This window comes from Streptomyces sp. NPDC001157 (genome assembly GCF_053598255.1).
Genome location: NZ_JBSFJW010000015.1, coordinates 53,461 through 78,636, shown reverse-complemented (window position 1 = coordinate 78,636; position 25,176 = coordinate 53,461). Strand labels below are relative to the sequence as shown.

General features: G+C 71.3%; 23 protein-coding genes and 1 riboswitch. Of the genes, 13 read left to right on the top strand and 10 right to left on the bottom strand.

Annotated elements, in window-relative coordinates; translation table 11 throughout:
* Positions 1–81: 81 nt before the first annotated feature.
* From ACWDAG_RS25355 to ACWDAG_RS25340, 4 genes are read left to right on the top strand one after another with little or no spacing between them, the layout of a single operon-like run.
* Complete coding sequence (locus tag ACWDAG_RS25355) at positions 82–1,611, top strand: GMC family oxidoreductase (RefSeq protein ID WP_450697851.1); 1,530 nt, start codon at positions 82–84, stop codon at positions 1,609–1,611.
* Positions 1,611–2,930, top strand: coding sequence for a quaternary amine ABC transporter ATP-binding protein (locus ACWDAG_RS25350; RefSeq protein ID WP_450697850.1), 1,320 nt, complete (start codon positions 1,611–1,613; stop codon positions 2,928–2,930). The genes ACWDAG_RS25355 and ACWDAG_RS25350 overlap by 1 nt, the downstream gene beginning before the upstream one ends.
* Complete coding sequence (locus tag ACWDAG_RS25345) at positions 2,930–4,873, top strand: ABC transporter permease (protein ID WP_450697849.1); 1,944 nt, start codon at positions 2,930–2,932, stop codon at positions 4,871–4,873. Before ACWDAG_RS25350 ends, ACWDAG_RS25345 begins: the two co-directional genes overlap by 1 nt.
* 19 nt (positions 4,874–4,892) lie before the next feature.
* Positions 4,893–5,846: an ABC transporter substrate-binding protein gene (locus ACWDAG_RS25340; RefSeq protein ID WP_450697848.1), complete on the top strand. Its 954-nt coding sequence runs from the start codon at positions 4,893–4,895 to the stop codon at positions 5,844–5,846.
* On the opposite strand, the gene ACWDAG_RS25335 is transcribed toward ACWDAG_RS25340, so the two are convergent.
* Both ACWDAG_RS25335 and ACWDAG_RS25330 read right to left on the bottom strand, forming a co-directional pair.
* Positions 5,847–6,575, bottom strand: a complete 729-nt coding sequence (locus ACWDAG_RS25335) for an isocitrate lyase/PEP mutase family protein (protein ID WP_450697847.1) — start codon at positions 6,573–6,575, stop codon at positions 5,847–5,849.
* A complete protein-coding gene (locus ACWDAG_RS25330; RefSeq protein ID WP_450697846.1) occupies positions 6,572–7,069 on the bottom strand; it encodes a carboxymuconolactone decarboxylase family protein in 498 nt (165 codons plus the stop codon). The genes ACWDAG_RS25335 and ACWDAG_RS25330 overlap by 4 nt, the downstream gene beginning before the upstream one ends.
* Before the next feature lie 47 nt (positions 7,070–7,116).
* Here ACWDAG_RS25330 and pdxR point away from each other — a divergent pair, with 47 nt between their 5' ends.
* Positions 7,117–8,520 (top strand): MocR-like pyridoxine biosynthesis transcription factor PdxR, encoded by a 1,404-nt coding sequence (gene pdxR / locus ACWDAG_RS25325; protein ID WP_450697845.1) that lies wholly within the window; start codon positions 7,117–7,119, stop codon positions 8,518–8,520.
* A gap of 210 nt (positions 8,521–8,730) precedes the next feature.
* Here pdxR and ACWDAG_RS25320 read toward each other — a convergent pair whose 3' ends face one another.
* A complete protein-coding gene (locus ACWDAG_RS25320) occupies positions 8,731–9,609 on the bottom strand; it encodes a hypothetical protein (protein WP_450697936.1) in 879 nt (292 codons plus the stop codon).
* A gap of 128 nt (positions 9,610–9,737) precedes the next feature.
* Here ACWDAG_RS25320 and ACWDAG_RS25315 point away from each other — a divergent pair, with 128 nt between their 5' ends.
* Both ACWDAG_RS25315 and ACWDAG_RS25310 read left to right on the top strand, forming a co-directional pair.
* Positions 9,738–10,073 (top strand): hypothetical protein, encoded by a 336-nt coding sequence (locus ACWDAG_RS25315; RefSeq protein ID WP_450697844.1) that lies wholly within the window; start codon positions 9,738–9,740, stop codon positions 10,071–10,073.
* 5 nt (positions 10,074–10,078) lie between these two features.
* The gene (locus tag ACWDAG_RS25310) at positions 10,079–11,263 is read left to right on the top strand and encodes a glutathionylspermidine synthase family protein (RefSeq protein WP_450697843.1); all 1,185 of its coding nucleotides are present in this window, start codon (positions 10,079–10,081) and stop codon (positions 11,261–11,263) included.
* Between the two features lie 13 nt (positions 11,264–11,276).
* Here ACWDAG_RS25310 and rocD read toward each other — a convergent pair whose 3' ends face one another.
* Complete coding sequence (gene rocD, locus ACWDAG_RS25305) at positions 11,277–12,482, bottom strand: ornithine--oxo-acid transaminase (protein ID WP_450697842.1); 1,206 nt, start codon at positions 12,480–12,482, stop codon at positions 11,277–11,279.
* A 103-nt stretch (positions 12,483–12,585) separates the two neighbouring features.
* Positions 12,586–12,691, top strand: a riboswitch (ZMP/ZTP riboswitch).
* Between the two features lie 43 nt (positions 12,692–12,734).
* On the opposite strand from rocD, the gene ACWDAG_RS25300 reads away from it, so the two are divergent.
* A complete protein-coding gene (locus tag ACWDAG_RS25300) occupies positions 12,735–14,186 on the top strand; it encodes a glycine hydroxymethyltransferase (RefSeq protein WP_450697841.1) in 1,452 nt (483 codons plus the stop codon).
* A gap of 88 nt (positions 14,187–14,274) precedes the next feature.
* Here the strand turns inward: ACWDAG_RS25300 and ACWDAG_RS25295 are convergent, their stop codons facing one another.
* From ACWDAG_RS25295 to ACWDAG_RS25285, 3 genes are all read right to left on the bottom strand, one after another.
* Positions 14,275–15,018, bottom strand: coding sequence for a hypothetical protein (locus ACWDAG_RS25295; protein ID WP_450697840.1), 744 nt, complete (start codon positions 15,016–15,018; stop codon positions 14,275–14,277).
* Positions 15,019–15,114: 96 nt separating this feature from the next.
* Complete coding sequence (locus tag ACWDAG_RS25290) at positions 15,115–16,074, bottom strand: hypothetical protein (protein WP_450697839.1); 960 nt, start codon at positions 16,072–16,074, stop codon at positions 15,115–15,117.
* Positions 16,061–16,663, bottom strand: coding sequence for an RNA polymerase sigma factor (locus ACWDAG_RS25285; protein ID WP_450697838.1), 603 nt, complete (start codon positions 16,661–16,663; stop codon positions 16,061–16,063). Before ACWDAG_RS25285 ends, ACWDAG_RS25290 begins: the two co-directional genes overlap by 14 nt.
* Positions 16,664–16,752: 89 nt before the next feature.
* On the opposite strand from ACWDAG_RS25285, the gene trpS reads away from it, so the two are divergent.
* Both trpS and ACWDAG_RS25275 read left to right on the top strand, forming a co-directional pair.
* Positions 16,753–17,766: a tryptophan--tRNA ligase gene (trpS, locus tag ACWDAG_RS25280; RefSeq protein WP_450697837.1), complete on the top strand. Its 1,014-nt coding sequence runs from the start codon at positions 16,753–16,755 to the stop codon at positions 17,764–17,766.
* A 137-nt stretch (positions 17,767–17,903) separates the two neighbouring features.
* Positions 17,904–18,482: a 2'-5' RNA ligase family protein gene (locus tag ACWDAG_RS25275; RefSeq protein WP_450697836.1), complete on the top strand. Its 579-nt coding sequence runs from the start codon at positions 17,904–17,906 to the stop codon at positions 18,480–18,482.
* A 173-nt stretch (positions 18,483–18,655) separates the two neighbouring features.
* Here ACWDAG_RS25275 and ACWDAG_RS25270 read toward each other — a convergent pair whose 3' ends face one another.
* Together ACWDAG_RS25270 and ACWDAG_RS25265 are read right to left on the bottom strand one after the other, a co-directional pair.
* Positions 18,656–19,411 carry a decaprenylphospho-beta-D-erythro-pentofuranosid-2-ulose 2-reductase gene (locus tag ACWDAG_RS25270; RefSeq protein ID WP_450697835.1) on the bottom strand — a complete coding sequence of 252 codons (756 nt, stop codon included), beginning with the start codon at positions 19,409–19,411 and terminating at the stop codon, positions 18,656–18,658.
* Between the two features lie 281 nt (positions 19,412–19,692).
* The gene (locus ACWDAG_RS25265) at positions 19,693–21,048 is read right to left on the bottom strand and encodes an FAD-binding protein (RefSeq protein WP_450697834.1); all 1,356 of its coding nucleotides are present in this window, start codon (positions 21,046–21,048) and stop codon (positions 19,693–19,695) included.
* Positions 21,049–21,247: 199 nt separating this feature from the next.
* On the opposite strand from ACWDAG_RS25265, the gene ACWDAG_RS25260 reads away from it, so the two are divergent.
* On the top strand, positions 21,248–22,204 hold the full coding sequence (locus ACWDAG_RS25260) for a YihY/virulence factor BrkB family protein (RefSeq protein WP_450697833.1): 957 nt from the start codon (positions 21,248–21,250) through the stop codon (positions 22,202–22,204).
* Here the strand turns inward: ACWDAG_RS25260 and ACWDAG_RS25255 are convergent.
* Positions 22,149–23,429 carry a D-alanyl-D-alanine carboxypeptidase family protein gene (locus ACWDAG_RS25255; protein ID WP_450697832.1) on the bottom strand — a complete coding sequence of 427 codons (1,281 nt, stop codon included), beginning with the start codon at positions 23,427–23,429 and terminating at the stop codon, positions 22,149–22,151. The genes ACWDAG_RS25260 and ACWDAG_RS25255 overlap by 56 nt on opposite strands.
* Positions 23,430–23,520: 91 nt before the next feature.
* Here ACWDAG_RS25255 and ACWDAG_RS25250 point away from each other — a divergent pair, with 91 nt between their 5' ends.
* Together ACWDAG_RS25250 and ACWDAG_RS25245 are read left to right on the top strand one after the other, a co-directional pair.
* Positions 23,521–23,760 (top strand): SCO4848 family membrane protein, encoded by a 240-nt coding sequence (locus ACWDAG_RS25250; protein WP_390666038.1) that lies wholly within the window; start codon positions 23,521–23,523, stop codon positions 23,758–23,760.
* Between the two features lie 51 nt (positions 23,761–23,811).
* A complete protein-coding gene (locus tag ACWDAG_RS25245; protein WP_450697831.1) occupies positions 23,812–25,047 on the top strand; it encodes a metallophosphoesterase in 1,236 nt (411 codons plus the stop codon).
* Positions 25,048–25,176 lie beyond the last annotated feature (129 nt).

Genomic DNA, 25,176 nt, shown 5'->3' with positions numbered 1-25,176 from the left:
TGCAGGCTCGTTGTGGCTGGTCGCGCAGTTCCCCGCGCCCCTATCGGGGCGCGTTCGATCCCCCTTGGAGTTAGACCCCCCATGTCCGAGAACACCCAGATCTACGACTACGTCGTCATCGGCGGCGGGACGGCCGGGTCCGTCATCGCCTCCCGCCTCAGCGAGAACCCGGACGTCACCGTGGCCGTCATCGAGGGCGGGCCCAGCGACGTCGGGCGTGAGGACGTGCTGACGTTGCGCCGCTGGATGGGCCTCCTCGGCGGCGAGCTGGACTACGACTACCCCACCACCGAGCAGCCACGCGGCAACTCGCACATCCGGCACAGCCGGGCCCGGGTGCTCGGCGGCTGCTCCTCGCACAACACGCTGATCGCCTTCAAGCCGCTGCCGTCCGACTGGGACGAGTGGGAGGAGGCCGGCGCCAAGGGCTGGGGCGCCGTGCCGATGGAGGCGTACTACGCCCGGCTGAAGAACAACATCGTCCCGGTCGACGAGAAGGACCGGAACGACATCGCCCACGACTTCGTCGACGCCGCGCAGCACACGCTCGGCGTCCCCCGGATCGAGGGCTTCAACCGCTCGCCGTTCACCGAGGGTGTGGGCTTCTTCGACCTTGCCTACCACCCCGAGAACAACAAGCGGTCCTCGGCTTCGGTGGCGTATCTGCACCCGGTGATGGACGAGCGCGAGAACCTGACGATCCTCCTGGAGACCTGGGCGTACAAGCTGGAGCTGAACGGCACCCGGGCGGAGGGCGTGCACGTCCGCACCAAGGACGGCGAGGAGATCCTCGTACGGGCCCGCAACGAGGTGCTGCTCTGCGCCGGTGCCGTCGACTCCCCGCGGCTGCTGCTGCACTCGGGCATCGGCCCCCGCCAGGACCTGGAGGCGCTCGGCATACCCGTGGCGCTCGACCTGCCGGGCGTCGGCGAGAACCTGCTCGACCACCCCGAGTCGGTGATCGTCTGGGAGACCCACGGGCCCCTCCCGGAGAACTCCGCGATGGACAGCGACGCCGGTCTGTTCGTGCGCCGCGACCCCGAACACCAGGGCCCTGACCTGATGTTCCACTTCTACCAGGTGCCGTTCACGGACAACCCGGAGCGGCTGGGCTACGAACGCCCGAAGTACGGCGTCTCGATGACGCCCAACATCCCGAAGCCGAAGAGCCGCGGCCGGCTGTACCTCACCAGCGCCGACCCGTCGGCCAAGCCCGCCCTCGACTTCCGCTACTTCACGGACGAGGACGACTACGACGGCCGCACCCTGGTCGACGGCATCCGCATCGCCCGCGAGATCGCGCAGACCGAGCCGCTGGCGAGCTGGCTCAAGCGCGAGGTGGCCCCCGGCCCACACATCACCGGTGACGAGGAACTGAGCGAGTACGCGCGCAAGGTCGCGCACACCGTGTACCACCCGGCCGGGACCTGCCGTATGGGGGCGAGCGACGACGAACTGGCCGTCGTGGACCCGCAGTTGAGGATCCGCGGTCTGGACGGCATCCGTATCGCGGATGCCTCAGTGTTCCCGACCATGACCGCTGTGAACCCGATGATCGGAGTGCTGATGGTCGGGGAGAAAGCCGTAGACCTGATCGGAAGTGGTGCGTGATGAACGCGACGAACGTGATGAGCAAGCCGGTCTTCTCCGTCGAGGGGCTGTGGAAGGTGTTCGGCCCGAAGGCCGACCGCGTCCCCGCCGACCCCGGACTGACCTCGCTGGAGCCCGCCGAACTCCGCGCCCGCACGGGCTGCACCGCCGCCGTGCGTGACGTCTCCTTCGACGTACGCAAGGGCGAGGTGTTCGTGGTGATGGGCCTGTCCGGCTCCGGCAAGTCCACGCTCGTGCGCTGTCTGACCCGGCTGATCGAGCCGACGGCCGGCACGATCGCCATCGACGGCGAGGATGTCCGCGCCATGGACAAGTCCCGGCTGCGCGAACTGCGCCGCCACCGCGCCGCCATGGTCTTCCAGCACTTCGGTCTGCTGCCGCACCGCACGGTCCTCGACAACGTGGCGTACGGCCTGGAGATCCAGGGCGTGAGCAGGTCCGAGCGGCGCTCCCGCGCCCAGGAGGTCGTTGCCAAGGTCGGCCTGGAGGGCATGGAGCAGCGGCGTCCGAGCCAGCTGTCCGGCGGTCAGCGCCAGCGCGTGGGCCTCGCCCGCGCCCTCGCCGTCGACCCGGAGGTCCTGCTCTTCGACGAGCCGTTCAGCGCCCTCGACCCGCTGATCCGGCGGGACATGCAGGAGGAGGTGGTCCGCCTGCACCGAGAGGAGGGCCGCACGATGGTCTTCATCACCCACGACCTGAACGAGGCCCTCAAGCTCGGCGACCGCATCGCCCTGATGCGCGACGGCCGGGTCGTCCAGCTGGGCACCCCGGAGGAGATCGTGGGCAGCCCGGCCGACGACTACGTCCGAGAGTTCGTCCGGGACGTGCCGCGCGAGCAGGTGATGACGGTGCGTACGGCGATGCGGGCCGCACCCACGGGGGAGCCGGGCAACGGCCCGGCGCTCGCCCCGGACGCGACGGTCTCGGAGGCCATCGAGGCCGTCGCCCGCGCAGGCGCCCCGGCCCGCGTGATGGACGAGGGCCGCTGCGTCGGAACGGTGGACGCGGACACGCTACTGGGAGTTGTGGCCGGCACGGCCGCCACAACTGGCACGGCCGCCACAACTGGCACGGCCGCCACAACTGGCACGGCCGCCACAACTGGCACGGCCGCCACAACTGGCACGGCCGCCACAACTGGCGCGGCCGCCGGTGGCGATGATGCCGCCGCAGCCGGCACCGGCACCGGCGCCGCTGCCGTCGATGCCGCCCTAGCTGCGGGCAGTCGTGCCGCTGGGGCGGCACGGGTGGGCGCAGCGGCACCCGCCAAGCGCGGCCCAGCGACCCCACCCCCCGCCACAGATACGGAGGGCGTCTAATGGCAACGGTCACTGCATCCGCCCCGCGCGCACTGCCCGGCGGTCTGCTGAGGCACCGCGCGGTCCAGAAACTCCTGTTCCTCGCCCTCGCCGCCGCCATCCTCGTCCCCCTGGCCAACGCCCACTGGGCAAGCGGCAGTTGGCCCGCAACCCTCACAGTCGACCTCTCCAAACCGCTGACCACCGCCAGCAACTGGGTCATCGACAACCGCGACAGCAACCCGCTGTTCCTCTACTTCTTCGGCTACATCAGCAACGCCGTCGTGATCTCCGTACGCGCCGTCTATCTGGTGCTCCTCGCCGCGGGCTGGGCCGGCGTCACGGCCCTCGGGGCCCTCGTCGCCTGGCGCGTCGCCGGCGTCCGGCTCGCCCTCGGCACGGGCGCCGCCTTCCTCGCCTGCGGCCTGCTCGGCATGTGGGTGCCGACCATGCAGACGCTCGCGCTGATGGTGGTCGCCGTACTCGTGTCGGTCGTCGTCGGAGTGGTCCTCGGACTCGCCGCCGGACTCTCCGACCGCCTCGACCGCGGCCTGCGCCCGGTCCTCGACACCATGCAGGTGCTGCCCGCCTACGCGTATCTGCTGCCCGTCGTCCTGGTCTTCGGCATGGGTGTGCCCGCCGCCGTCCTCGCCACCGTCGTCTACGCCGCCCCGCCCATGGCCCGGCTCACCGCCCTCGGTCTGCAGGGCGCCGACAAGGAGGTCCTGGAGGCCGTCGACTCGCTCGGTGCCACCGCGCCCCAGCGCCTGCTGACCGCCCGGATCCCGCTGGCCCGCAAGGAACTCCTCCTCGGCCTCAACCAGACGATCATGATGGCGCTGTCGATGGCCGTCATCGCCTCCGTCATCGGCGCGGGCGGCCTCGGTGACCGCGTCTACCAGGCGCTGGCCTCGGTCGACGTGGGCGCGGCGCTCGCGGCCGGCATCCCGATCGTGCTGCTCGCCGTCGTACTGGACCGGGTGACCGGCGCCGCGGGCGAGCGGGCCGGCGAGGAGCCCGGAAGCCTCCGCCCGTGGCTCTACGCCGCTGCCACCGCCGTGGCCGTCGCGCTCGCCGGACGGCTGGCGGGCCGCCTCGACTGGCCCGACGCCTGGACGTTCGACATCGCCGAGCCGGTCAACCGTGCCGTCGACTGGATGACCGCGCACCTGTACTCGGGCGTGCCCGTGGTGGGCGGCACCGCCGACTGGGCGGGCCACTTCACCACCTGGGTGCTGAACCCGGTCCGCAGCGGACTGCAGGGGCTGCCCTGGTGGTCGGTCCTGCTCGTCGTCGCCGCTCTCGCGTGGCTGATCGGCACCTGGCGCACCGCGCTCACCGCGGTCCTCGCCATGGCCGCGATCGGCGTGCTCGGTGTGTGGCAGCCCTCGCTCGACACGCTCTCCCAGGTGCTGGCGGCCGTCGCCGTCACCCTGGTCCTGGGCTTCGCGATCGGTATCGCGGCGGCCCGCAGCGACCGGTTCGAGCGCCTGCTCCGCCCCGTCCTGGACGTCTTCCAGACGATGCCGCAGTTCGTGTACCTGATCCCGGTGGTCGCGCTGTTCGGTGTGGGCCGCGCGCCCGCCGCGGCGGCCGCCGTCGTCTACGCGCTGCCCGCCGTCGTCCGCATCACCACACAGGGCCTGCGCCAGGTCGACCCGGCCGCGCTGGAGGCGGCCCGCTCGCTGGGTGCGAGCCCCGCCCAGCAGCTGCGCCAGGTGCAACTCCCGCTCGCCCGCCGGGCGTTGCTGCTCGCCGTCAACCAGGGCGTGGTCCTCGTCCTCGCCGTCGTCGTCATCGGCGGCCTGGTCGGCGGTGGCGCGCTCGGCTACGACACCGTCTTCGGCCTGGCCCAGGGCGACCTGGCGACCGGCCTGGTTGCGGGCGCCGCGATCGTCTGCCTCGGCCTGATGCTCGACCGGGTGACCCAGCCGACCGAACGCCGCACGAAGAAGGGAGCGTGACATGCGACTTCGTACGAGCATGAGTACGACTCTGGGGACGACCGCCGTGGTGGGCTCCCTGGTGCTGCTCACCGGCTGCGGCGCGGCCGACATGACCAAGCAGGCGTCCCCGTTCGCCAACGCGCAGGGCGCCAAGTCCGTGACCCTGTCGGTCCAGTCCTGGGTGGGTGCGCAGTCCAACGTGGCCGTCGCCCAGTACCTCCTGGAGCACAAGCTGGGCTACCGGGTCGACACCGTCCAGGTGGACGAGGTCCCCGCCTGGGACGCGCTCAGCCAGGGCCGCGTCGACGCCATCCTGGAAGACTGGGGCCACCCCGACCAGGAGAAGCGCTACGTCGACGACAAGAAGACCATCGCGCGCGGCGGCGGCCTCGGGGTGACCGGCCACATCGGCTGGTACGTGCCGACGTATCTCGCCAAGCAGCACCCCGACATCACCGACTGGAAGAACCTCAACAAGTACTCGTCGCTGTTCCGCACCGCGGAGAGCGGCGGCAAGGGCCAGCTGATGGACGGCTCGCCGTCCTACGTCACCAACGACAAGGCGCTGGTGAAGAACCTGAAGCTGGACTACCAGGTGGTATTCGCCGGTTCCGAGGCCGCGCAGATCACGCAGATGAAACAGTTCGCCAAGGAGAAGAAGCCCTTCCTGACGTACTGGTACGCGCCGCAGTGGCTGTTCAAGAAGGTCCCGATGACCGAGGTGAAGCTGCCGCCGTACAAGGAGGGCTGCGACACGGACCCGGCGAAGGTCGCCTGCGCGTACCCGCACACCCCGCTGCAGAAGTACCTCAACGCGGACTTCGCGAAGAGGGGCGGCAAGGCGGCGTCCTTCCTGAAGAAGTTCAGGTGGACCACCGAGGACCAGAACGAGGTCTCCCTGATGATCGCCGACCAGAAGCTGACTCCCGAGCAGGCGGCGAAGAAGTGGGCGGACAGCCACGCGGCGACGTGGAAGGCGTGGCTGTCCTGATCACTTCTGCTTCTTCAGCTGCTCGGCCATCCCCTGCAGCGCCAGCGCCGCCCAGCGCTGGAGTCCCGGCCCGAACGTGATGCGGGTGGCCCCGAGTTCACCGAGTCCGGTGGGCGAGGGGCCCTTGCCGTCGAGCGTGCCGTGCACGTTGATCGGACCCTGGATCCCGGACCGCAGCAGCGGCAGTACGTTCGCCGGGGCGCCGATCGGATAGACGCAGTCGGCGCCCGCGGCGACGTACAACGCGGCCCGCTCGATGGCCCGTTCGGGGTTGCCATCCCCGTACTCGAACGTGTCGACACGGGCGTTGACGAAGAGGGAGTCCCCGGCCGCGTACCGCACTTCGGCCAGCCACTCGGCGTGCTCGTGCGGGTCCTTGAGGACGCCCCCGCTGGAGTCCTCAAGGTTGCAGCCGACGGCGCCCGCTTCCAGGAGCCGCTCCACCAGCTCCTTCGGTGCCAGCCCGTACCCGTCCTCGACGTCCGCCGACACCGGCACGTCCACGGCCCAGGCGATGCGCGCCACCGCTGCGAACATCTCGTCGGCCGGCGTCGACCCGTCCTCGTGGCCGAGGGAGGCCGCGATCCCCGCGCTGGGCGTCGCGAGCGCCGGAAACCCGGCCTCGACGAACACCCGGGCACTGACCACGTCCCAGGGGCCGGGGAGGACGAGCGGGTCACCGGGCGCGCGCCTTCGGTGCAGGGCGCGGAAGTCGTCCACCCCGCTCACCGGTGCTGCCCCGCCTCGTAGTGGCCGGGAGCCATGCGGCACGTCACACCGAACCGGTTCCACGCGTTGATCACCGTGATCGCGGCGATCAGCTGCGCCAGCTCGGGCTCCTCGAAGTGCTTGGCGGCGTGGTCGTACACCTCGTCCGTGACGAAGCCGTCGGTCAGCACGGTGACCGCCTCGGTCAGCTCCAGGGCGGCGAGCTCCTTCTCCGTGTAGAAGTGCCTCGACTCCTCCCATGCGCCCAGCTGCACGATCCGCTCGACGCCCTCACCGGCCGCGAGCGCGTCCTTGGTGTGCATGTCCAGGCAGAACGCGCAGTGGTTGAGCTGCGAGGCACGGATCTTCACCAGCTCAAGGAGCTTCGGGTCCAGGCCCCGCCGGGCGGCCGCGTCGAGGCGGACCATCGCCTTGTAGACCTCGGGGACGTGCTGGGCCCAGCGCAGCCGGGCGGGCTGCTCGGGCGCGTATCCGGTGGCTTCTTCTGTCGTCATGCTCTCGACCCTAGAAGTGAGGCAGCCCAGGGGTATGGTCCATTTCCATGGCGAAATCCTGGGCCACTTTGGGCGTCGACCTGCACCTTGAGCCGACGGGTCCCGGGCTCCGCAGGGGCCTGACCGACGCCCTGCGCGAGGCCGTCCGCACCGGTCGGCTGGCCCCGGGCACCCGGCTGCCCTCCTCCCGCACCCTCGCCGCCGACCTGGGCATCGCCCGCAACACGGTCGCCGACGCATACGCCGACCTGGTCGCCGAGGGCTGGCTGACGGCGCGGCAGGGCTCCGGCACCCGCGTGGCCGACCGGGCGGTGAGCCGGCCCGCCGCGCCCGCCCCTCAGCCCCGCACCATCGACCGCCCTGCATACGACCTGATCCCCGGCAGCCCCGACCTGGCCTCCTTCCCCCGCACTCAGTGGCTGAAGGCCGCCCGCCGTGCGCTCACCGCGGCCCCGTACCAGGCCCTCGACTACGGCGACCCGCGCGGCCGCATCGAACTGCGCACCGCCCTCGCCGGCTACCTCGCCCGCGCCCGGGGCGTACGCACCGACCCCGAACGCATCCTGATCTGCGCCGGCATCTCGCAGGGCCTGCGCATCCTCTGCGCGGTGCTGAGGGCACGCGGTGCGAGCACGATCGCCGTGGAGTCGTACGGCCTGTACGTGCACTGGGACCTGCTGGCGGCGGCCGGCCTGCGGACGGTGCCGCTGCCGTTCGACGAACGGGGCACCAACCCCGGGGAGTTGACGGCCGAGGACGCCGTCCTGCTCACCCCCGCCCACCAGTTCCCGATGGGCGGCACCCTGCACCGCGACCGGCGGGTGGCCGCCGTCGACTGGGCCCGCCGCACCGGCAGCCTGCTTGTCGAGGACGACTACGACGGCGAGTTCCGCTACGACCGCCAGCCCGTCGGCGCCCTCCAGGGCCTGGACCCGGATCACGTCGTCTACGCAGGCACGGCCAGCAAGTCCCTCGCCCCCGGCCTCAGACTGGCCTGGCTGGTCCTGCCCCCGGACCTCGTCCAGGAGGCGGCCAAGGCCAAGGGGCACATCGACTCCTGCGGGGCCCTGGACCAGCTGACGCTCGCCGAGTTCCTCACCTCCGGCGCCTACGACCGGCATGTACGCGCCGCCCGGCTGCACTACCGCCGCCGCCGGGACGCACTCGTCGCGGAACTCGCGCGGCGGGCCCCGCAGGTCGGCGCCACCGGCATCGCGGCGGGCCTGCACGTGGTGCTGCGGCTGCCGCCGGGCACCGAGCAGGCGACACTGCGGGCGGCGGCCTGGCAGGGCCTCGCGGTGCACGGACTGCACCGCTACCGGCACCCCGAAGCGACCGTCGAGCCGCACGACGCGCTGGTGGTGGGGTACGGGACACCGCCGGACCATCGGTGGGCCGGAGCGCTGGAGGCGCTGTGCAGGGTGATGTCGCGCACGGCGAGCGTCACGTGATACGCCCCCTCCAGCCCGTGCAGGGTTCGGCCGGCCGCGGCCTCCGGGACGATCTCGCCGTCCTTCTGCGGATTCAGCGTGACGTCGGCGATGGTCCCACCCGGCTCCCGGCTGAACACCCGCACGATCTGCGCGTCGTTCGGTCCCATGACGTGATACCCCCTGTCCCGGCCTGCCCATCCGGCCGTACAGCGGAAGCTCCGGAGCCGGTCAGGTCCCCGGCCTCCGGGACGGACCCAGGGAAACCCCGGGGTCGGCGGCCGCGCCCGGTGAGGCTTCCGTCGGCGCCTCCCCGAACCGTGCCAGCGCCAACGCTCCCGCGACGGCGACCAGGAACCCCAGCACCGCAAGCCAGGCGAGCCCCTCCCGCGTACGGTCCCCGAGCCACACCACCCCCACCGCCGCCGGCCCGATCGTCTCGCCGATCACCATCCCGGCGGTGGCGGTGGTCACGGAGCCGCGCTGCAACGCCGACGTCAGCAGCAGGAAGGCCGCGCCCCCGCCGATGACGAGGGCGTATGTCGCCGGGTTGGTGAGCAGCTCCGACGGAGCGAGCGAGTCGATCAGCCGCACCGACACCTCCACCACCCCGAAGCCGAACCCGGCCCCCAGCCCGAGCACCAGCGCCCGACCCCGCCCGGACCACCGCCCTCCGAACAGCCCGAGCAGCAGCACCACGACGGCGATCGCGAGCATCGCGTACTTCAGCGCCGTCGACCCCTGGCGGTCCCCCTCGGTCCCGGACGCCAGCCCCAGCATGGCGAGCCCGGCGCACACCACCCCGACGGCACCCCACTCCGTCCCGCTCAGCCGCACCTGCAGCAGTCGCGCCGCGACCACCCCGGTCACCGCCAGGCTGGATGCGAGCGCCGCGGCGACCGCGTAGATCGGGATCGACCGCAGGGCGGCGATCTGGAACAGAAACCCCAGCCCGTCCAGAGCCAGCCCGGCCAGATACCGCCACTGCCGCAAGGCCCGCAGCAGCAGCGCCGCCTCCCCGCCCCCGCCCGTACCGGCCGACCGCGCGGCGACCGCCTGCAAGACCGTCGCGGTACCGAAGCAGACCGCCGCGCCCAGCGCGCACACCATCCCAAAGATCACAAAGCGACTGTAGGGGAGAGCCCCACAGGAGGGGTGCCTGGGGCTGCGCTCTTACCTCTCTTTAGGCTGTGGCCCGGACAACGCAGGACAGCCGCATCGAACGGGGAGACACAAACGTGGCCGACACACGCAGGCAACTACGCTCGGGCGCCGTCGTGCTCGGCGGCATGGGCTTCCTCGCCGCGGCCCTCACCGCCTGCTCCTCCGACCCCGACAAGCGCTGTGTGGACCGCGACAGCTACAACCTGGCCAAGGGCTACAAGGTCGTCGCCGACAAGAACTGCAAGTCCACCAACACCTCCGTCCACGGCACCTGGCACTACGGGGGCGAGAAGGAGGACGGCTGGGTCGACGGCGGGTCGTTCACCAAGCCCCGCAGCTCCTCCGGCGGTTCCGGCCACGGAGTGTCCCGGGGCGGCTTCGGCGGCGGCGAGGGCAGCTCCGGCGGCTGAAACCCATGCAGCGACACACCCTCACCCCCCGCCCCGACTGGCAGCGGACCGTCGAGGAGCAGGGTCTCGTCTACCCCGTCACCCGCCACCCCGACGGCTCCCTGCGCCCCTACTGGGACGAGAGCGCCTACTACTCCTTCACCCTCGACGAGGTCGAGGCCCTGGAGGAGGTCGTCGAGGAACTCCACCGCATGTGCCTGGCCGCCGCCGAGCACATCGTGACGCGGGGCCGCTTCCCCGACCTGGGCATCACCGACCCGCGCGTGGCCCAGGCGGTCGCCGAGGCCTGGCACCGCCGCGCCGAACTCCCCTCCGTCTACGGCCGTTTCGACCTCCGCCACGACGGCACGGGCCCGGCGAAGCTCCTGGAGTACAACGCCGACACCCCCACCTCCCTGGTCGAGGCCGCCTCCCCCCAGTGGTTCTGGATGGAGGACCGCTTCCCGGGCGCCGACCAGTGGAACTCCCTCCACGAGCGCCTCGTCGCCGCCTGGAAGAAGCAGGCCGCCCTCCTCCCGCCCGGCAGCCCCCTCTACTTCGCACACTCCTCGGCCGACGAACTCGGCGAGGACCTGATGACTGTCGCCTATCTGAAGGAGACCGCCGAGCAGGCGGGCCTGGACACCGACTGGATCTCCATGGAGGAGATCGGCTGGGATCCACTCTCCGGCCGCTTCGTCGACAACCAACTCCGCTTCATCCGCAGCTGCTTCAAGCTCTACCCGTGGGAGTGGCTCACCACCGACCGCTTCGCCGGCCATGTCCTCGACACCCTCGACAACGGCGGCGGCACGGGCACCACCCTGTGGATCGAGCCCGCCTGGAAGATGCTGCTCAGCAACAAGGCGCTGCTCGCCGTCCTCTGGGAGCTGTACCCCGGCCACCCGAACCTCCTTCCGGCGTATCTGGACGGCTCCCGAGAGCTTGCCTCGACCACCGGTTACGTCGCCAAGCCCCTGCTGGGCCGCGAGGGAGCCGGCGTCACCATCCACCAGCCCGGCACCGAACCGGTCTTGCACGAAGAGGCCTGCTGCTACCAGGAGTTGGCCCCACTGCCCGACTTCGACGGCAACCATGTCGTGCTCGGCGCCTGGGTGGTCGACAACGAGTCGGCGGGCCTGGGCATCCGGGAGTCCTCCGGCCTGATCACGGACGCGTACGCCCGCTTCCTGCCGCATGTGATCCTGTGACGCGCAGGGGTCACTAAAGGCCCAGCACGCCCCGCAGTTGGGCCAACCCCCAGTTCAGATCCTCCTTCTCGACGACGAGGGGCGGTGCGATCCGCACCGTCGGCCCGTGGGTGTCCTTCACCAGCACCCCCCGCTCCATCAGCTTCTCGGACACCTCCCGTCCCGTGCCGTACCGCGGCGCGATGTCGACGCCCGCCCACAGCCCCCGCCCGCGGACCGCCTTCACCCGCCCCGTGCCGGTCAACGCCCCCAGTTCCCGGTGCAGATGACCGCCCAGCTCCGCGGACCGCGCCTGGAACTCGCCGGTCCGCAGCATCGCGATCACCTCCAGCGCCACCGCACACGCCAGCGGATTCCCACCGAACGTCGAACCGTGCTCACCGGGCCGGAACACCCCGAGCACATCGGCCGACGACACCACCGCCGAGACCGGCACGATCCCACCTCCGAGCGCCTTCCCGAGCACATACACATCCGGCACGACGCCCTCGTGCTCGCACGCGAAGGTGGTGCCGGTCCGCCCGAGCCCCGACTGGATCTCGTCGGCGACGAACAACACGTTCCGCTCCCGCGTCAGCTCCCGCACCGCCGGCAGATATCCGGCCGGCGGCACCAGCACCCCCGCCTCGCCCTGGATCGGCTCCAGCAGCACGGCCACCGTGTTCTCCGTGACCGCCGACCGCATCGCCGTCATGTCCCCGTACGGCACGATCTCGAAGCCCGGCGTGTACGGACCAAAGTCCGCCCGCGCCTCCGGGTCGGTGGAGAAGCTGACAAGGGTCGTCGTCCGGCCGTGGAAGTTGTTGCCCGCGACCACGATCTTCGCCATCTCCGCAGGCACGCCCTTGACCCGGTAGCCCCACTTCCGGGCCGTCTTCACCGCCGTCTCCACCGCTTCCGCGCCGGTGTTCATGGGCAGCACCAGCTCCATCCCGCACAGCTCGGCCAGCTCGGAGCAGAACGCCGCGAACCGGTCGTGGTGAAACGCCCGCGACGTCAGCGTCACCCGCTCCAGCTGCGCCTTCGCCGCCTCCACCAGGCGTCGGTTGCGATGGCCGAAGTTGAGCGCCGAATAGCCGGCCAACAGGTCCAGATACCGCCTCCCCTCCACATCCGTCATCCACGCCCCGTCCGCGGAGGCGATGACCACGGGCAGCGGGTGGTAGTTGTGCGCGCTGTGCGCGTCGGCGGCGGCGATGAGTGTCTCCGTAGCGGTCACGGGATCTCCCGAAGGTGCCAGGTGCTGTGAGGGTGCCCCTTTCTTATCCTCGCCCGCATGGTGGACGCGGGACCTCTGCGTTCCGGCGCGCCCGGTAGGCTGATCCGCGGGCCGTGACTGGCGCGCTGGGATGGGACCGACCATCGGGGAGCGGCCCCGGCTCGGGGCAGATCCCGAGTGACCGAGTGCCGTGCGCCTGGGCCGACCGTGAACCGTGAACGCTTCTAGCCACGCCACCCGGAGGCCGACGACATGTCAGAGCAGCAGCCCCTCTCCACCGAGTCCACCGCCTTCCGTGCCGCCCTCGACGTGATCCGCGCCGTCGAGCCGCGCGTCGCCGACGCCATCGGGCAGGAGGTCGCCGACCAGCGCGAGATGCTCAAGCTGATCGCCTCCGAGAACTACGCCTCGCCGGCGACCCTCCTCGCGATGGGCAACTGGTTCAGCGACAAGTACGCCGAGGGCACCATCGGCCGCCGCTTCTACGCCGGCTGTCGCAACGTCGACACCGTCGAGTCCCTCGCCGCCGAACACGCCAAGGAACTCTTCGGCGCCCGCCACGCCTATGTCCAGCCGCACTCCGGCATCGACGCCAACCTCGTCGCCTTCTGGTCCGTCCTCGCCGACCGCGTCGAGGCCCCGTTCCTGGAGAAGACCGGCGCCCGCCAGGTCAACGACCTGACCGACGCCGACTGGGCCGAACTCCGCCAGGCCTTCGGCAACCAGCGCATGCTCGGCATGTCCCTGGACGCGGGCGGCCACCTCACCCACGGCTTCCGCCCGAACATCTCCGGCAAGATGTTCGACCAGCGCTCCTACGGCACCGATCCCGCCACGGGCCTCATCGACTACGAGGCCCTGCGCGTCTCCGCCCGGGAGTTCAAGCCGCTGATCATCGTCGCCGGCTACTCCGCCTACCCCCGTCTGGTGAACTTCCGCATCATGCGGGAGATCGCCGACGAGGTCGGTGCGACCCTGATGGTGGACATGGCACACTTCGCCGGTCTGGTCGCGGGCAAGGTGCTGACCGGCGACTTCGACCCGGTCCCGCACGCCCAGATCGTCACCACCACCACCCACAAGTCACTGCGCGGCCCGCGGGGCGGCATGGTCCTGTGCGACGACTCGCTCAAGGACCAGGTCGACCGTGGCTGCCCGATGGTCCTCGGTGGCCCGCTCCCGCACGTCATGGCCGCCAAGGCCGTCGCCCTCGCCGAGGCGCGTCAGCCCTCCTTCCAGGACTACGCCCAGCGGATCGTCGACAACTCCCGGGCGCTCGCAGAGGGTCTGATGCGCCGCGGCGCCACCCTCGTCACCGGTGGCACCGACAACCACCTCAACCTCATCGACGTCGCCACTTCCTACGGCCTCACCGGCCGTCAGGCCGAGGCGGCTCTGCTCGACTCGGGCATCGTCACCAACCGCAACGCCATCCCCTCGGACCCCAACGGCGCCTGGTACACCTCCGGCATCCGCATCGGCACCCCCGCCCTGACCACGCGTGGCCTGGGCACCGCCGAGATGGACGAGGTCGCGGGCCTCATCGACCGCGTCCTCACCACCACCGAGCCGGGCACCACCAAGTCGGGCGCCCCGTCCAAGGCGCAGCACGTCCTCGACCCGAAGATCGCGGACGAGATCTCCCGCCGCGCCACCGACCTCGTGGCCGGCTTCCCGCTGTACCCGGAGATCGACCTGGGCTGACCAACGCCCTCTCTTGAGTTTTCAAAGATCGACGTCGTGCGGAGATCGGTGACGTTCGGAGATCGTGATGCTCAGAGATCGGTGATGCTCAGAGATCGATGAGCTCCTGTCGTGGCTCCTCCCGCGGCGGTCCGGCACTCTGCCGGGCCGCCGCGCGGCGTATCAGCAGCGCCCCGCCGGCCCCCACCGCGAGCCCCAGGGCCGCCCCGGGCACCGCCCACCAGACACCGCTCCTGCCCACCCGCTGCTCGGTGGCCCGCTGCCGTGCGGCGCCGCCCCCGGCCTCCCCGTCGCCCAGCCCGCTCAGCACTTTCGCCTGCTCCAGCTGCACAAACACCGAGCGCGGTGCCCGATGCCAGCGGATGTCGTCGTCCTGGACGGCCGGCGCGGGATCGCTGCGTATCCAGGGCGTGCCGTCCGCCGTCACGAACAGCTGGTCCTGCCGCTCGACGGCGACGTCACCGCCCGGCGGACGCATCGTCTGCGGCCAGCCTCCGACCCCGGTCAGCGCCCAGATCACCGTGAAGTCCACCGCCGGACGGCGACCCTCGACCCAGTCGTCCGGCACCCGCTCCGTCCCCGCGTAAGTCGGCCGCAGCAGCTGTCGCAGGCGAGCGAAGGCGGGCTCACCGGACCGCAACACCGTGGTCTGCCCGGTGCCGCCCGCGATGATCATCGCCAGGTCGGGGACGTCCCGGCCCTGTGCCTGCGCCGCCGCGTCAGTCCCGCCGGATGCCGCGGTCGCCGGCATTCCGCACAGCGCCACAGCCACCACCGCCGTGAAGAGAGCGGCGCCCCGCGCCCCCGCCCGACTGCCCCTCCACCCACGCATCCCGTCCCCCAACCGGTCGGTCCGGCGGCCCTTCCGCGAGCCGTCTGTCACTTCTGGTACACCGCCCGAGCCGTCGGGGTTCCCACCCCGGCCGCCCTAATCCGAGGGCTTCTCCAGCGACTTCGCGATCTCCACGGCCCGGTGCTCGGACACGACACCCTCCAACCGCAGCGTCATGGCCCCCGCACCCGTCCGGTGGGTCCACAGCAGCGTCGGCCCCGCGGTCCGCTTCCTGCGGGTGAAGCGGTTCCCGTCGGTGTCGACCAGCCAGAAGCTCAGCAGGTGTGGGCGCGGAAACCACAGGGCGTAGTCCTGCGCGCCGTCCGCAGAGGGCTCCTTGCTCAGCTCGATCCACTCCGGCGCCTCGCGCAGCACCTTGGTGAAGCCGACGTCCAGCCGCTCCGGGAACTCGTCCAGACGGACCGTGTGCCCGCCCTCCCGCCAGCACAGGCTCACCAGAAGACGACCGCGCGGCTCGCTCGTCACCGCCACCGTGTCCGGCACGCCGAGCGCGTCCGGCACCAGCGGCTCGAAACCGGCCCGATGCCCGGCCTGCCCGAGCGACACCGATGTGCCGCAGCCCGGCACCGAGGCGCCCGGCGAGGGCACCGCCGACGGGTCGTACCGCACCTCCACCCCGCCGAAGCCGAACCAGTCGAAGACCGCGGCCCGCACCGGGGGCGTGAGCACGAGAACCGTCAGCAGACCGCACAGGACCGTGGCCAGCGAGCGCCACCGCAGCCGGGTCCAGCGCCGGGCCGCGCGCAGTCGCTCACGGGCGCCCCGGGGCTCGGCCACCGGGACCGGCACCTGCTCGGCCAGTATCTGCCCCAGCACCCGCTCGACCATCGTCTCGGCGCCGGAAGAACCGTCGGCACCCTCGCTCCCGGGCGCGTCCAGCGACCGGCCGAGCGCTCGCAACTCCTCCGGCAGCCGGGAAGGCCGCACCTCGCGCTCCCTCCCGTGGTCACGCCCACGCGGCCCCCGGCCACCGGCGCGCCCCGGACCACGGCCGCCCTCACCGTCGTACGCACCCCGTCCCTCACTCACGCTCATCACCCCCTTCCCGAGGTCTGAAATCCGGCAGCAGTCGGCCCAGCTTGCGCAGAGCGCGGTTCAGTCGGGACTTGACCGTCCCGCGAGGCCAGCCCAGGGCCTGGGCCGTCTCGGACTCGTCCATCTCCAGGAGATAGCGGTAGGTGACGACCAGGCGGTGCTCCTCGCTCAGCTGCTCCAGGGCGGACAGCAGCGCCGCACGGCGCTCCGTCTCCAGCGTCGCCACCGCCGGGTCCGCCGACTCCGGTATCAGCGGTTCCGCCTCCACGAAGGCCGCCTCCCGGCCGGCGAGCGTGCGCTGCCGCGCCGCCGTACGCACTGTGTTCCTCGTCTCATTGGCGACGATCGACAGCAGCCACGGCTTGAAGGCGGCGCCGTCCCGGAATCTGCCCAGCGCGCAGTACGCCTTGACGAAGGCCTGCTGCACCACGTCCTCCGCGTCCGCACCCGCCCCGAGCGCCGCGGCCGCTCTGAGCGCGATGCCCGTATGGGCCCGCACCAGCTCCGCATACGCCTCCGGCTCCCCGGCGCGTACGCGTGCGATCACCGCGGCCTCATCGACGATGCGGCCCCCCTCCCGCGTTCTCACACTCTTGTTACACCGCAGCAGACGGATCGGTTCCCACCTGTTTCCGACCAGTTCCGGATCGGCTCGACAGACCTGAGAGAATGGTGAGCATGGCCTCTGATCGTCCCCGTGTGCTTTCTGGAATCCAGCCCACCGCAGGCTCGTTCCACCTCGGCAACTACCTCGGCGCCGTGCGCCAGTGGGTGGCCCTGCAGGAGTCCCACGACGCGTTCTACATGGTCGTCGACCTGCACGCGATCACGGTTCCGCAGGACCCGGCCGAGCTGCGCGCCAACACCCGGCTCGCCGCCGCCCAGCTGCTCGCGGCCGGTCTCGACCCCGAGCGCTGCACGCTCTTCGTCCAGAGCCATGTCCCCGAGCACGCCCAGCTGGCCTGGGTCATGAACTGCCTCACCGGCTTCGGTGAGGCCTCCCGCATGACCCAGTTCAAGGACAAGTCCGCCAAGCAGGGCGCGGACCGGGCGAGCGTCGGCCTTTTCACGTACCCGATCCTCCAGGTCGCCGACATCCTGCTCTACCAGGCCAACGAGGTCCCGGTCGGCGAGGACCAGCGCCAGCACGTCGAGCTCACCCGCGACCTCGCCACGCGCTTCAACGGCCGCTTCGGCGAGACCTTCACCATCCCGAAGCCGTACATCCTCAAGGAGACGGCGAAGATCTACGACCTCCAGGACCCGTCGATCAAGATGAGCAAGTCGGCGTCCACGCCGAAGGGCCTCATCAACCTCCTCGACGACCCCAAGGCCACCGCCAAGAAGGTCAAGAGCGCCGTCACCGACACCGACACCGTCATCCGCTTCGACGCCGAGAACAAGCCCGGCATCAGCAACCTGCTCACCATCTACTCCACCCTCACCGGCAAGTCGATCGCCGAGCTGGAGCAGGAGTACGAGGGCAAGATGTACGGCGCCCTCAAGACGGACCTCGCCGAGGTCATGGTCGAGTTCGTGACGCCCTTCAAGGAGCGCACCCAGCAGTACCTGGACGACTCGGAGACCCTGGACTCGATCCTGGCCAAGGGCGCGGAGAAGGCCCGCGCGGTCGCCGCGGAGACCCTCTCCCAGGCGTACGACAAGGTGGGCTTCCTGCCCGCCAAGCACTGACGTACACCAGCGCACGCACGTACCACTCGGCAGAGCGCTGCACATCACTACGGTTGCGCCTGCCCGCGACCCAGCCGTGGCCGTACAGTCGATAGCCGACGGCCCAGAACAAATCCGTCACGACGACAGGAGACGACGTGGGGACCGTAACGATCGGCGTGTCGATCGCGGTCCCGGAGCCTTACGGCAGCCTGCTCCAACAGCTGCGCGCGGGCTTCGGCGACGCCGCTGCTCACGGCATCCCCACGCATGTCACCCTGCTGCCGCCGACCGAGGTCGACAGCAGCGATCTGTCGGCGGTCGAGGCGCACCTGGCCGAGGTCGCCGCGACCGGCCGGCCGTTCCCGATGCGGCTGTCCGGCACCGGTACGTTCCGGCCCCTGTCACCCGTCGTCTACGTGCGGATCGCCGAGGGCGTGGAGGCCTGCACCCAGCTGCAGAAGCAGCTCCGCGATCCCTCCGGCCCGGTCCCGCGCGAACTGCAGTTCCCGTACCACCCACATGTCACGGTGGCGCACGGCATCGACGACGAGGCGATGGACCGCGCCTTCGAGGAGCTCGCCGACTACGAGGCCGACTGGCCGTGCACCGGCTTCGCCCTCTACGAGCAGGGCGCGGACGGCGTCTGGCGCAAGCTGCGGGAGTACGCCTTCGGCGGCCTGGTGGTGCCGCCGCAGGCCGGGCACGTGCAGCGCGGTTCGCTGCCGACCCGGTAGCCGCGGGGCCTGTGATTACAGGGGCAGTCGGCGGATCACCGCGCGTGGCACGTGCCGCAGGGTTGCCATCACCATGTGCAGCGTGCCGGGTACCACACCGTTTCCGGGCGCTGCCGCAGGCCGGGCACGTGCAGTGCGGTTCGCTGCCGACCCGGTAGCCGCGGGGCCTGTGACTACAGGGGCAGTCGGCGGAACACCCCGCGCGGCACGTGCCGCAGGGCCGCCATCACCACGCGCAGCGTGCCGGGCACCCACACCGTTTCCGAGCGCCGCCGCAGCCCCAGTTCGACGGCCGTCGCCACCGCCTCCGGGGTCGTCGCGAGCGGTGTTTCCTCCAGGTCGGCGGTCATCTTCGACCGTACGAACCCGGGGCGCACGACCATGACGTGCACGCCCGTGCCGTACAGCGCGTCGCCCAGGCCCTGTGTGAAGACGTCCAGGCCGGCCTTGCTGGAGCCGTAGATGAAGTCGCTGCGGCGGGCCCGCTCGCCGGCGACCGAGGAGAGCACCACCAGCGAGCCGTGGCCCTGCGTCTGCAGCGCGCGTGCGCTCACCAGGGCCGCCGACACAGCGCCGGTGTAGTTGGTCTGTGCGACGCGCACCGCCCAGGCCGGTTCGCGCTCGTCGCGCGCCTGGTCGCCGAGGATCCCGAAGGCGAGCAGCACCATGTCGACGTCGCTCTCCGCGAAGACCTTGCCGAGGGCGGTCTCGTGGGAGTCGGTGTCGAGCGCGTCGAAGGCGACGGTGTGCACGTCGGCACCGTGACCGCGCAGTTGCTCCGCGGCCTGCTCCAGGGCGGGCGAGGGGCGTCCCGCGAGCCACACCGTGCGGGTGCGGCGCGCGATGAGACGGCGGGCCGTGGCGAGCGCGATCTCGGACGTACCGCCGAGGACGAGCAGGGACTGGGGGAGGCCGAGGGCGTCCTTCACGACAGCAGCTCCTAGGGGGTGTTGTTGGGATCAGGTCGGCTGTGAGGAACGGGTGCGTCCTGTCCGACCCGAGCGGGGTCTGATGCGGACCGTCGGCGAGTCACGACAACGCCGCGGGGTGTCCCGCGCCCTCAAGGCAGCGGGGGAGTGCGTTCCATGGCCCGCGACGCCGAGCCCGCCCGAACGGCACCTCCTGAGTGCCCGGAGGGCGAGACGGCGGGACGCATCGGATGTGCCTCTTCCGGGGGCCGGCCCCGGACCCCGGCCGACGCAGCGCATCGTCAGAGGGCGAGACGGCGGGAGAGATCGGACGTGAACACCGCGCGCGGGTCGAGTTCCGTGCGCAGGGTCCGGAAGTCGTCGAGGCGCGGGTACATCGCGGCGAGGAGGTCGGGGCGCAGGCGGGAGTCCTTGGCGAGGCAGACGCGGCCGCCGGCGGTGGCGACCTCCTCGTCGAGTTCGTCGAGGAAGGCGGCGAGGCCGGGCAGACCCGCGGGGAGGTCCAGGGCGAGCGTCCAGCCGGGCACGGGGAACGAGAGCCATCCCGGAGCGGCCTCCCCGAAGCGCTTGAGGACGGCCGGGAGGGACGGGCAGCGCTGCAAGGAGATGCGTCGCACGATCCGGCGCAGGGCGTCCTCCTGGCCCCGTCCGACGACGAACTGGTACCGCACGAAGCCGCCGCGGCCGTAGAGGCGGTTCCAGTGCGGCACGCCGTCCAGGGGGTGGAAGAAGGTGGAGATCCGCTGCAGTCGGCCGGTACGCGCGCGTGGCGCCGTCCGGTATCGGAGCTCGTTGAAGAGGCCCACGGTGGTGCGGCCGAGCACGTTCTGAGGGAGGTGGGCGGGGACCGGCGGGAACTGCGCGGTGCGGAACGCCAGTGGCGCTCTGCGCGCGCGTGCGGGCAGCGCGTCGAGCGGGGCGTGGTCGGCGTGGGTGAGGACCGCGCGTCCCGTCGCCGCGCCGCGGGCCAGCAGGTCGATCCACGCCACCGAGTAGCGGTGCCGGTGGTCGGTGGCCGTCAGGCGCGCCAGCAGGTCGTCGAGGTCCTTGGCGCGCTGCGTGTCCACCGACATCAGGGAGGTCTCGACCGGCAGGAGCCGGATGGTGGCCGTGAGGATCACGCCGGTCAGGCCCATGCCGCCGGTGGTGGCGTCGAACAGGGGCGTGCCGCGGCTCACGGTGCGGATCCCGCCGTCGGCGGTGAGGAGTTCCAGCGACAGGACGTGCCGGGAGAAGGAGCCGGAGACGTGGTGGTTCCCGCCGTGGATGTCCGCGCCGATCGCGCCGCCGACCGTCACATGGCGCGTGCCGGGCGTCACCGGCACGAACCAGCCCAGCGGCAGCAGCACCTCCATCAGCCGGTGCAGGGAGACGCCCGCGTCGCACAGCACGGTGCCGCCGCCGGCGTCGATCGCATGGATGCGGTCCACGCCCGTCATGTCGAGCACCGCACCGCCGGCGTTCTGCGCCGCGTCCCCGTACGCCCGTCCCAGGCCCCTGGGGATGCCTCCGCGGACCCCGCAGCCCCGGACGGCGGCCACGGCCTCCTCGTACGACCGTGGGCGGATCAGACGGGCCGCGGTGGGAGCGGTGCGGCCCCAGCCGGTGAGGGTGACCGGAGCGGTGTCGGCAGGCATATCGGTGACCGTATCGCCCATATCTGACCGGTCAGCATTGAAACGTGACGCTCCTACCCGAAATGGGTGATTAATGGGATGTCGCTCGATATGGAAATGAGGCACCCTCACAGTGCTCGTACCGGCCGCCGCGCGGCACTGTGCCGCGTTTCAGGGGTACTCGCACATTGGTCTTCCACACCTGGGGGAGAGTCTGATCATGGACTGGCTGAAGAAGCTCCCCGTTGTCGGGCCGCTGCTGGCGCGCCTCATGCTCACGCACGCCTGGCGGTCGTTCGAACGCCTGGACAGGGTGAAGTGGACCAGGCTGGCCGCCGCGATGACCTTCACCAGCTTTGTCGCGCTGTTCCCGCTGCTCACCGTGGCCGCCGCGATCGCCGCGGCCACGCTCAGCGAGAAACAGCAGAACGACCTGCAGAACAAGCTCGCCGAGCAGGTGCCCGGCATCTCCGACCAGCTCGACATCCAGAACCTGGTCCAGAACGCCGGCACCATCGGCCTCATCGCGGGCGCCGCCCTGCTGTTCACCGGCATCGGCTGGGCCGGCTCGATGCGCGAGTGCCTGCGCGCGGTGTGGGAGCTGCCCGACGAGGAGGAGAACCCCTTCCTGCGCAAGGCCAAGGACCTGGGCATCCTCGTCGGTCTCGGCGGCGCCGTCCTCGTCACGCTCGCCGCCTCCGCCGTCGCCTCCGCGATGGTCGGCTGGATCACCCGGCAGATGGGCATCGACAACGGCGGCTGGGGCGGGGTCCTGCTGCACATCGCCGCGTTCGCCGTCGCCGTGTTCGCCGACTTCCTGCTGCTCCTGTACGTCCTCACGCTGCTGCCCGGCGTCGAACCGCGGCGGCGCCGCCTGATCGTCGCCGCGCTGACCGGCGCCGTCGGCTTCGAGCTGCTGAAGACGCTGCTGAGCGGTTATATGCAGGGCGTGGCCGCGAAGAGCATGTACGGCGCGTTCGGCGTGCCCGTGGCCCTGCTGCTGTGGATCAACTTCACGGCGAAGCTGGTCCTGTTCTGCGCCGCGTGGACGGCGACGCCGAGCGAGCAGGACGGACAGGCTCAGGGCGACGAGCAGGCCCAGCAGGACGCCGGGGAGGACCTCACGGACGGGACGACCGGCGACGTACCAGATCGGGCAGCGGCCAGCGGCGGTTGACCAGGAACGCGGCCGCCGCGAGCAGCACCAGCACCCCACCGCTTATGGCGAAGGCGACCCCCATGCCGCCGGAGCGGCCCGCGGCCGAGGCGCTCGCCACCGGCGAACCGGACGCCTTTCCGGCGGCCCCGCCCGCCTGGCCGGCCGACGCGTTTCCACCTGACTGGCCGCCCGACTGCGCGGCGCTCCTCGGCGCCACCAGCTCGCCCACCGGCCGTGCCTTCCCGGCCGCCGCGAAACCCCAGTCGAAGAGCTTGGCGGTCTCCTTGTAGACCTCGTTGTGCTCGTGCTTCTCCGGGTTCATGGCGGTGACGAGCAGCACCCTGCCGTTGCGCTCGGCGACACCGGTGAAGGTCGCGCCCGCGTTCGTCGTGTTGCCGTTCTTGACGCCCGCGATGCCCTGGTAGACGCCGACGTCGGAGTCGCCGGTCAGCAGCCGGTTGGTGTTCTGGATCTCGAAGGACTCACGGACCGACTTGCCCTTCTTCTCCTTCGTCTCGCCGGGGAAGCTCGCGCGCACCGTTGAGCAGTACTCGCGGAAGTCCTTCTTCTGCAGCCCGGAGCGGGCGAACAGTGTCAGGTCGTACGCGGACGAGACCTGCCCCGGGGCGTCGTACCCGTCGGGCGTGACCACATGTGTGTCGAGGGCCTGGAGCTCCTCGGCGTGCTCGTTCATCTCCTTGACGGTGGTGTCGACGCCACCGTTCATCGCCGACAGCACGTGCACCGCGTCGTTGCCCGAGCGCAGGAAGACACCGAGCCACAGGTCGCGCACCGTGTACGTCTCGCCCTCCTTTATCCCGACCGTGCTGGAACCGGCGCCCATGCCCGCCAGGTCGGAGGGCGCCACCTCGTGCTCCTGGGTCCTCGGGAACTTCGGCAGCACGGTGTCCGCGAACAGCATCTTCATCGTGCTCGCCGGGGGGAGCCGCCAGTGCGCGTTGTGCGCGGCGAGCACCTCGCCCGACTCGGCGTCGGCGACGATCCACGAGCGCGCGGTGATGTCCTTGGGGAGCACGGGGGCGCCGCTGCCCAGATCGACCTGTGTGCCCGGCTGCCCGAGACGGGCGCCGCCCACGGACGACATGTCCGCCGGCGGAGTGGCCGTCGGAGTCGGCGAGGGACCCGGGGCCGCGAAGGCGACGGGCGCGGTCAGCGCGATCGAGGACAGGACGGCGGAGGTGACCAGCAGGGATCGCCTGACGGTCTTCTTGGGAGCGGACACGGACGAGAAAGTACATGCCACGGGCCGTGAAGTCCCGCCTCCCACCCCACCCCGGACACGGAACGGAAGAGGCGGCGGCGATACTGAACGCATGAAGCTCAGCCGCCCGGTCTCCTGGTTCCTGCTCGCCTTCGGGGTGTGGTCGTGGGTCATCTGGGTCACTTTCGTTAAAAATCTCATCAAGGACGGCAGCGGGCTCGCGTTCGACGACGGTCACCCGACGGCGTACTTCTGGGTGCATCTGACCCTCGCCGTCGTCTCCTTCGTATTGGGGACGGTCATCGGGGGCATCGGGTTGCGCGGACTGCGCGCTTTGCGCCAGACCTCATAACCGCGGCAAATACACACAAACGGCAGAACCGGCAACGGGGGTCACGGCACGATGGTCGTCGTCTTCGGGGTACTCGCGCTCCTCGCGCTCGGCGTTGTCGTTGCCGGCAACTGGTACCTGTGGCGCCGTCTGTTCCGCGACACGACCCGGGGCCCGGGACTCGCGCGCCGCGCGGGTGCGGCGGGGATCGCGGGTGGCTGGGTGCTGGCGGTCGGGGCCGTCGTCGGCGAGCGCGCCGGCGCGCCCTTCTGGCTCCAGCAGGTCCTGGCCTGGCCGGGCTTCCTGTGGCTCGCGCTGTCGATCTATCTGCTGCTGGCCGTGGTGGCGGGTGAGGTCGTACGGCCCCTGCTGCGCCGTCTGTTGGAGCGGCGGGCGCGCGCCGCGGCGACCGTACCGCAGGCGCAGCCGGTTCCGGCGGGATCCGTACCCCCGAAGGCGCCGGAGGCCGAGCCCGTACCGCTCCCGGAGCCGTCGCGCCGCCTGTTCGTCTCCCGTGTCGTCGCAGGAGCCGCGGCGGCGGCCGCCGTGGGAACGGTCGGCTACGGCACCTACGGCGTCCTGCGCGGCCCCGGTGTGAAGCGCGTCACCGTGCCGCTGGCCAAACTCCCGCGCGCGGCGCACGGTTACCGCATCGCCGTGGTCAGCGACATCCACCTGGGCCCGACGCTCGGCAGGGGCTTCGCGCAGAAGGTCGTCGACACGATCAACGCCACCCAGCCCGACATCGTCGCGGTCGTCGGCGACCTGGTGGACGGCAGCGTGAAGAACCTGGGTCCCGCGGCGGCGCCGCTGTCGCAGCTGAAGGCGCCCTCCTACTTCGTCACCGGCAACCACGAGTACTACTCGGGCGCACACCAGTGGGTCGAGGAGGTACGGCGGCTCGGGCTGCACCCGCTGGAGAACGCCCGCACCGAGCTGCCCTGGTTCGACCTCGCGGGCGTCAACGACATCGCGGGCGAGAGCGAGGGCCAGGGCCCCGACTTCACCAAGGCGCTCGGCGACCGGGACACGGCACGCGCGTGCGTGCTCCTCGCCCACCAACCGGTCCAGATCCACGACGCCGTCAAGCACGGCGTCGACCTCCAGCTCTCCGGCCACACCCACGGCGGCCAGCTCTGGCCCGGCAACTTCATCGCCGCCGCCGCGAACCCGACCGTCGCGGGCCTGGAGCGCTACGGAGACACACAGCTCTACGTCAGCCGGGGCGCGGGCGCCTGGGGGCCGCCCACGCGCGTGGGCGCACCGTCGGACATCACCGTGATCGAACTGGCGTCGACACGGGCCTGACTGAAACCGTGCGCAGCGCACCCTGTGAGAGCGCTGTGAAACCTCCCCGAAACCCCTTGCGGTAACGGCTTTCTCAACTCGCAAAATCCCTCTTCCCCCAGCTGAAAAACCTGTGATTAGGTGAGCCGC

What these genes read in the sequence shown, in the direction of transcription:
- ACWDAG_RS25355 (WP_450697851.1), top strand. Translation starts at nt 82, where the DNA reads ATGTCCGAGAACACCCAGATCTACGACTACGTCGTCATCGGCGGCGGG.
- ACWDAG_RS25350 (WP_450697850.1), top strand. Translation starts at nt 1,611, where the DNA reads ATGAACGCGACGAACGTGATGAGCAAGCCGGTCTTCTCCGTCGAGGGG.
- ACWDAG_RS25345 (WP_450697849.1), top strand. Translation starts at nt 2,930, where the DNA reads ATGGCAACGGTCACTGCATCCGCCCCGCGCGCACTGCCCGGCGGTCTG.
- ACWDAG_RS25340 (WP_450697848.1), top strand. Translation starts at nt 4,893, where the DNA reads ATGAGTACGACTCTGGGGACGACCGCCGTGGTGGGCTCCCTGGTGCTG.
- ACWDAG_RS25330 (WP_450697846.1), bottom strand. Translation starts at nt 7,069, where the DNA reads ATGACGACAGAAGAAGCCACCGGATACGCGCCCGAGCAGCCCGCCCGG.
- pdxR (WP_450697845.1), top strand. Translation starts at nt 7,117, where the DNA reads ATGGCGAAATCCTGGGCCACTTTGGGCGTCGACCTGCACCTTGAGCCG.
- ACWDAG_RS25320 (WP_450697936.1), bottom strand. Translation starts at nt 9,609, where the DNA reads ATGGTGTGCGCGCTGGGCGCGGCGGTCTGCTTCGGTACCGCGACGGTC.
- ACWDAG_RS25310 (WP_450697843.1), top strand. Translation starts at nt 10,079, where the DNA reads ATGCAGCGACACACCCTCACCCCCCGCCCCGACTGGCAGCGGACCGTC.
- ACWDAG_RS25300 (WP_450697841.1), top strand. Translation starts at nt 12,735, where the DNA reads ATGTCAGAGCAGCAGCCCCTCTCCACCGAGTCCACCGCCTTCCGTGCC.
- ACWDAG_RS25295 (WP_450697840.1), bottom strand. Translation starts at nt 15,018, where the DNA reads ATGCGTGGGTGGAGGGGCAGTCGGGCGGGGGCGCGGGGCGCCGCTCTC.
- ACWDAG_RS25290 (WP_450697839.1), bottom strand. Translation starts at nt 16,074, where the DNA reads ATGAGCGTGAGTGAGGGACGGGGTGCGTACGACGGTGAGGGCGGCCGT.
- trpS (WP_450697837.1), top strand. Translation starts at nt 16,753, where the DNA reads ATGGCCTCTGATCGTCCCCGTGTGCTTTCTGGAATCCAGCCCACCGCA.
- ACWDAG_RS25265 (WP_450697834.1), bottom strand. Translation starts at nt 21,048, where the DNA reads ATGCCTGCCGACACCGCTCCGGTCACCCTCACCGGCTGGGGCCGCACC.
- ACWDAG_RS25260 (WP_450697833.1), top strand. Translation starts at nt 21,248, where the DNA reads ATGGACTGGCTGAAGAAGCTCCCCGTTGTCGGGCCGCTGCTGGCGCGC.
- ACWDAG_RS25250 (WP_390666038.1), top strand. Translation starts at nt 23,521, where the DNA reads ATGAAGCTCAGCCGCCCGGTCTCCTGGTTCCTGCTCGCCTTCGGGGTG.
- ACWDAG_RS25245 (WP_450697831.1), top strand. Translation starts at nt 23,812, where the DNA reads ATGGTCGTCGTCTTCGGGGTACTCGCGCTCCTCGCGCTCGGCGTTGTC.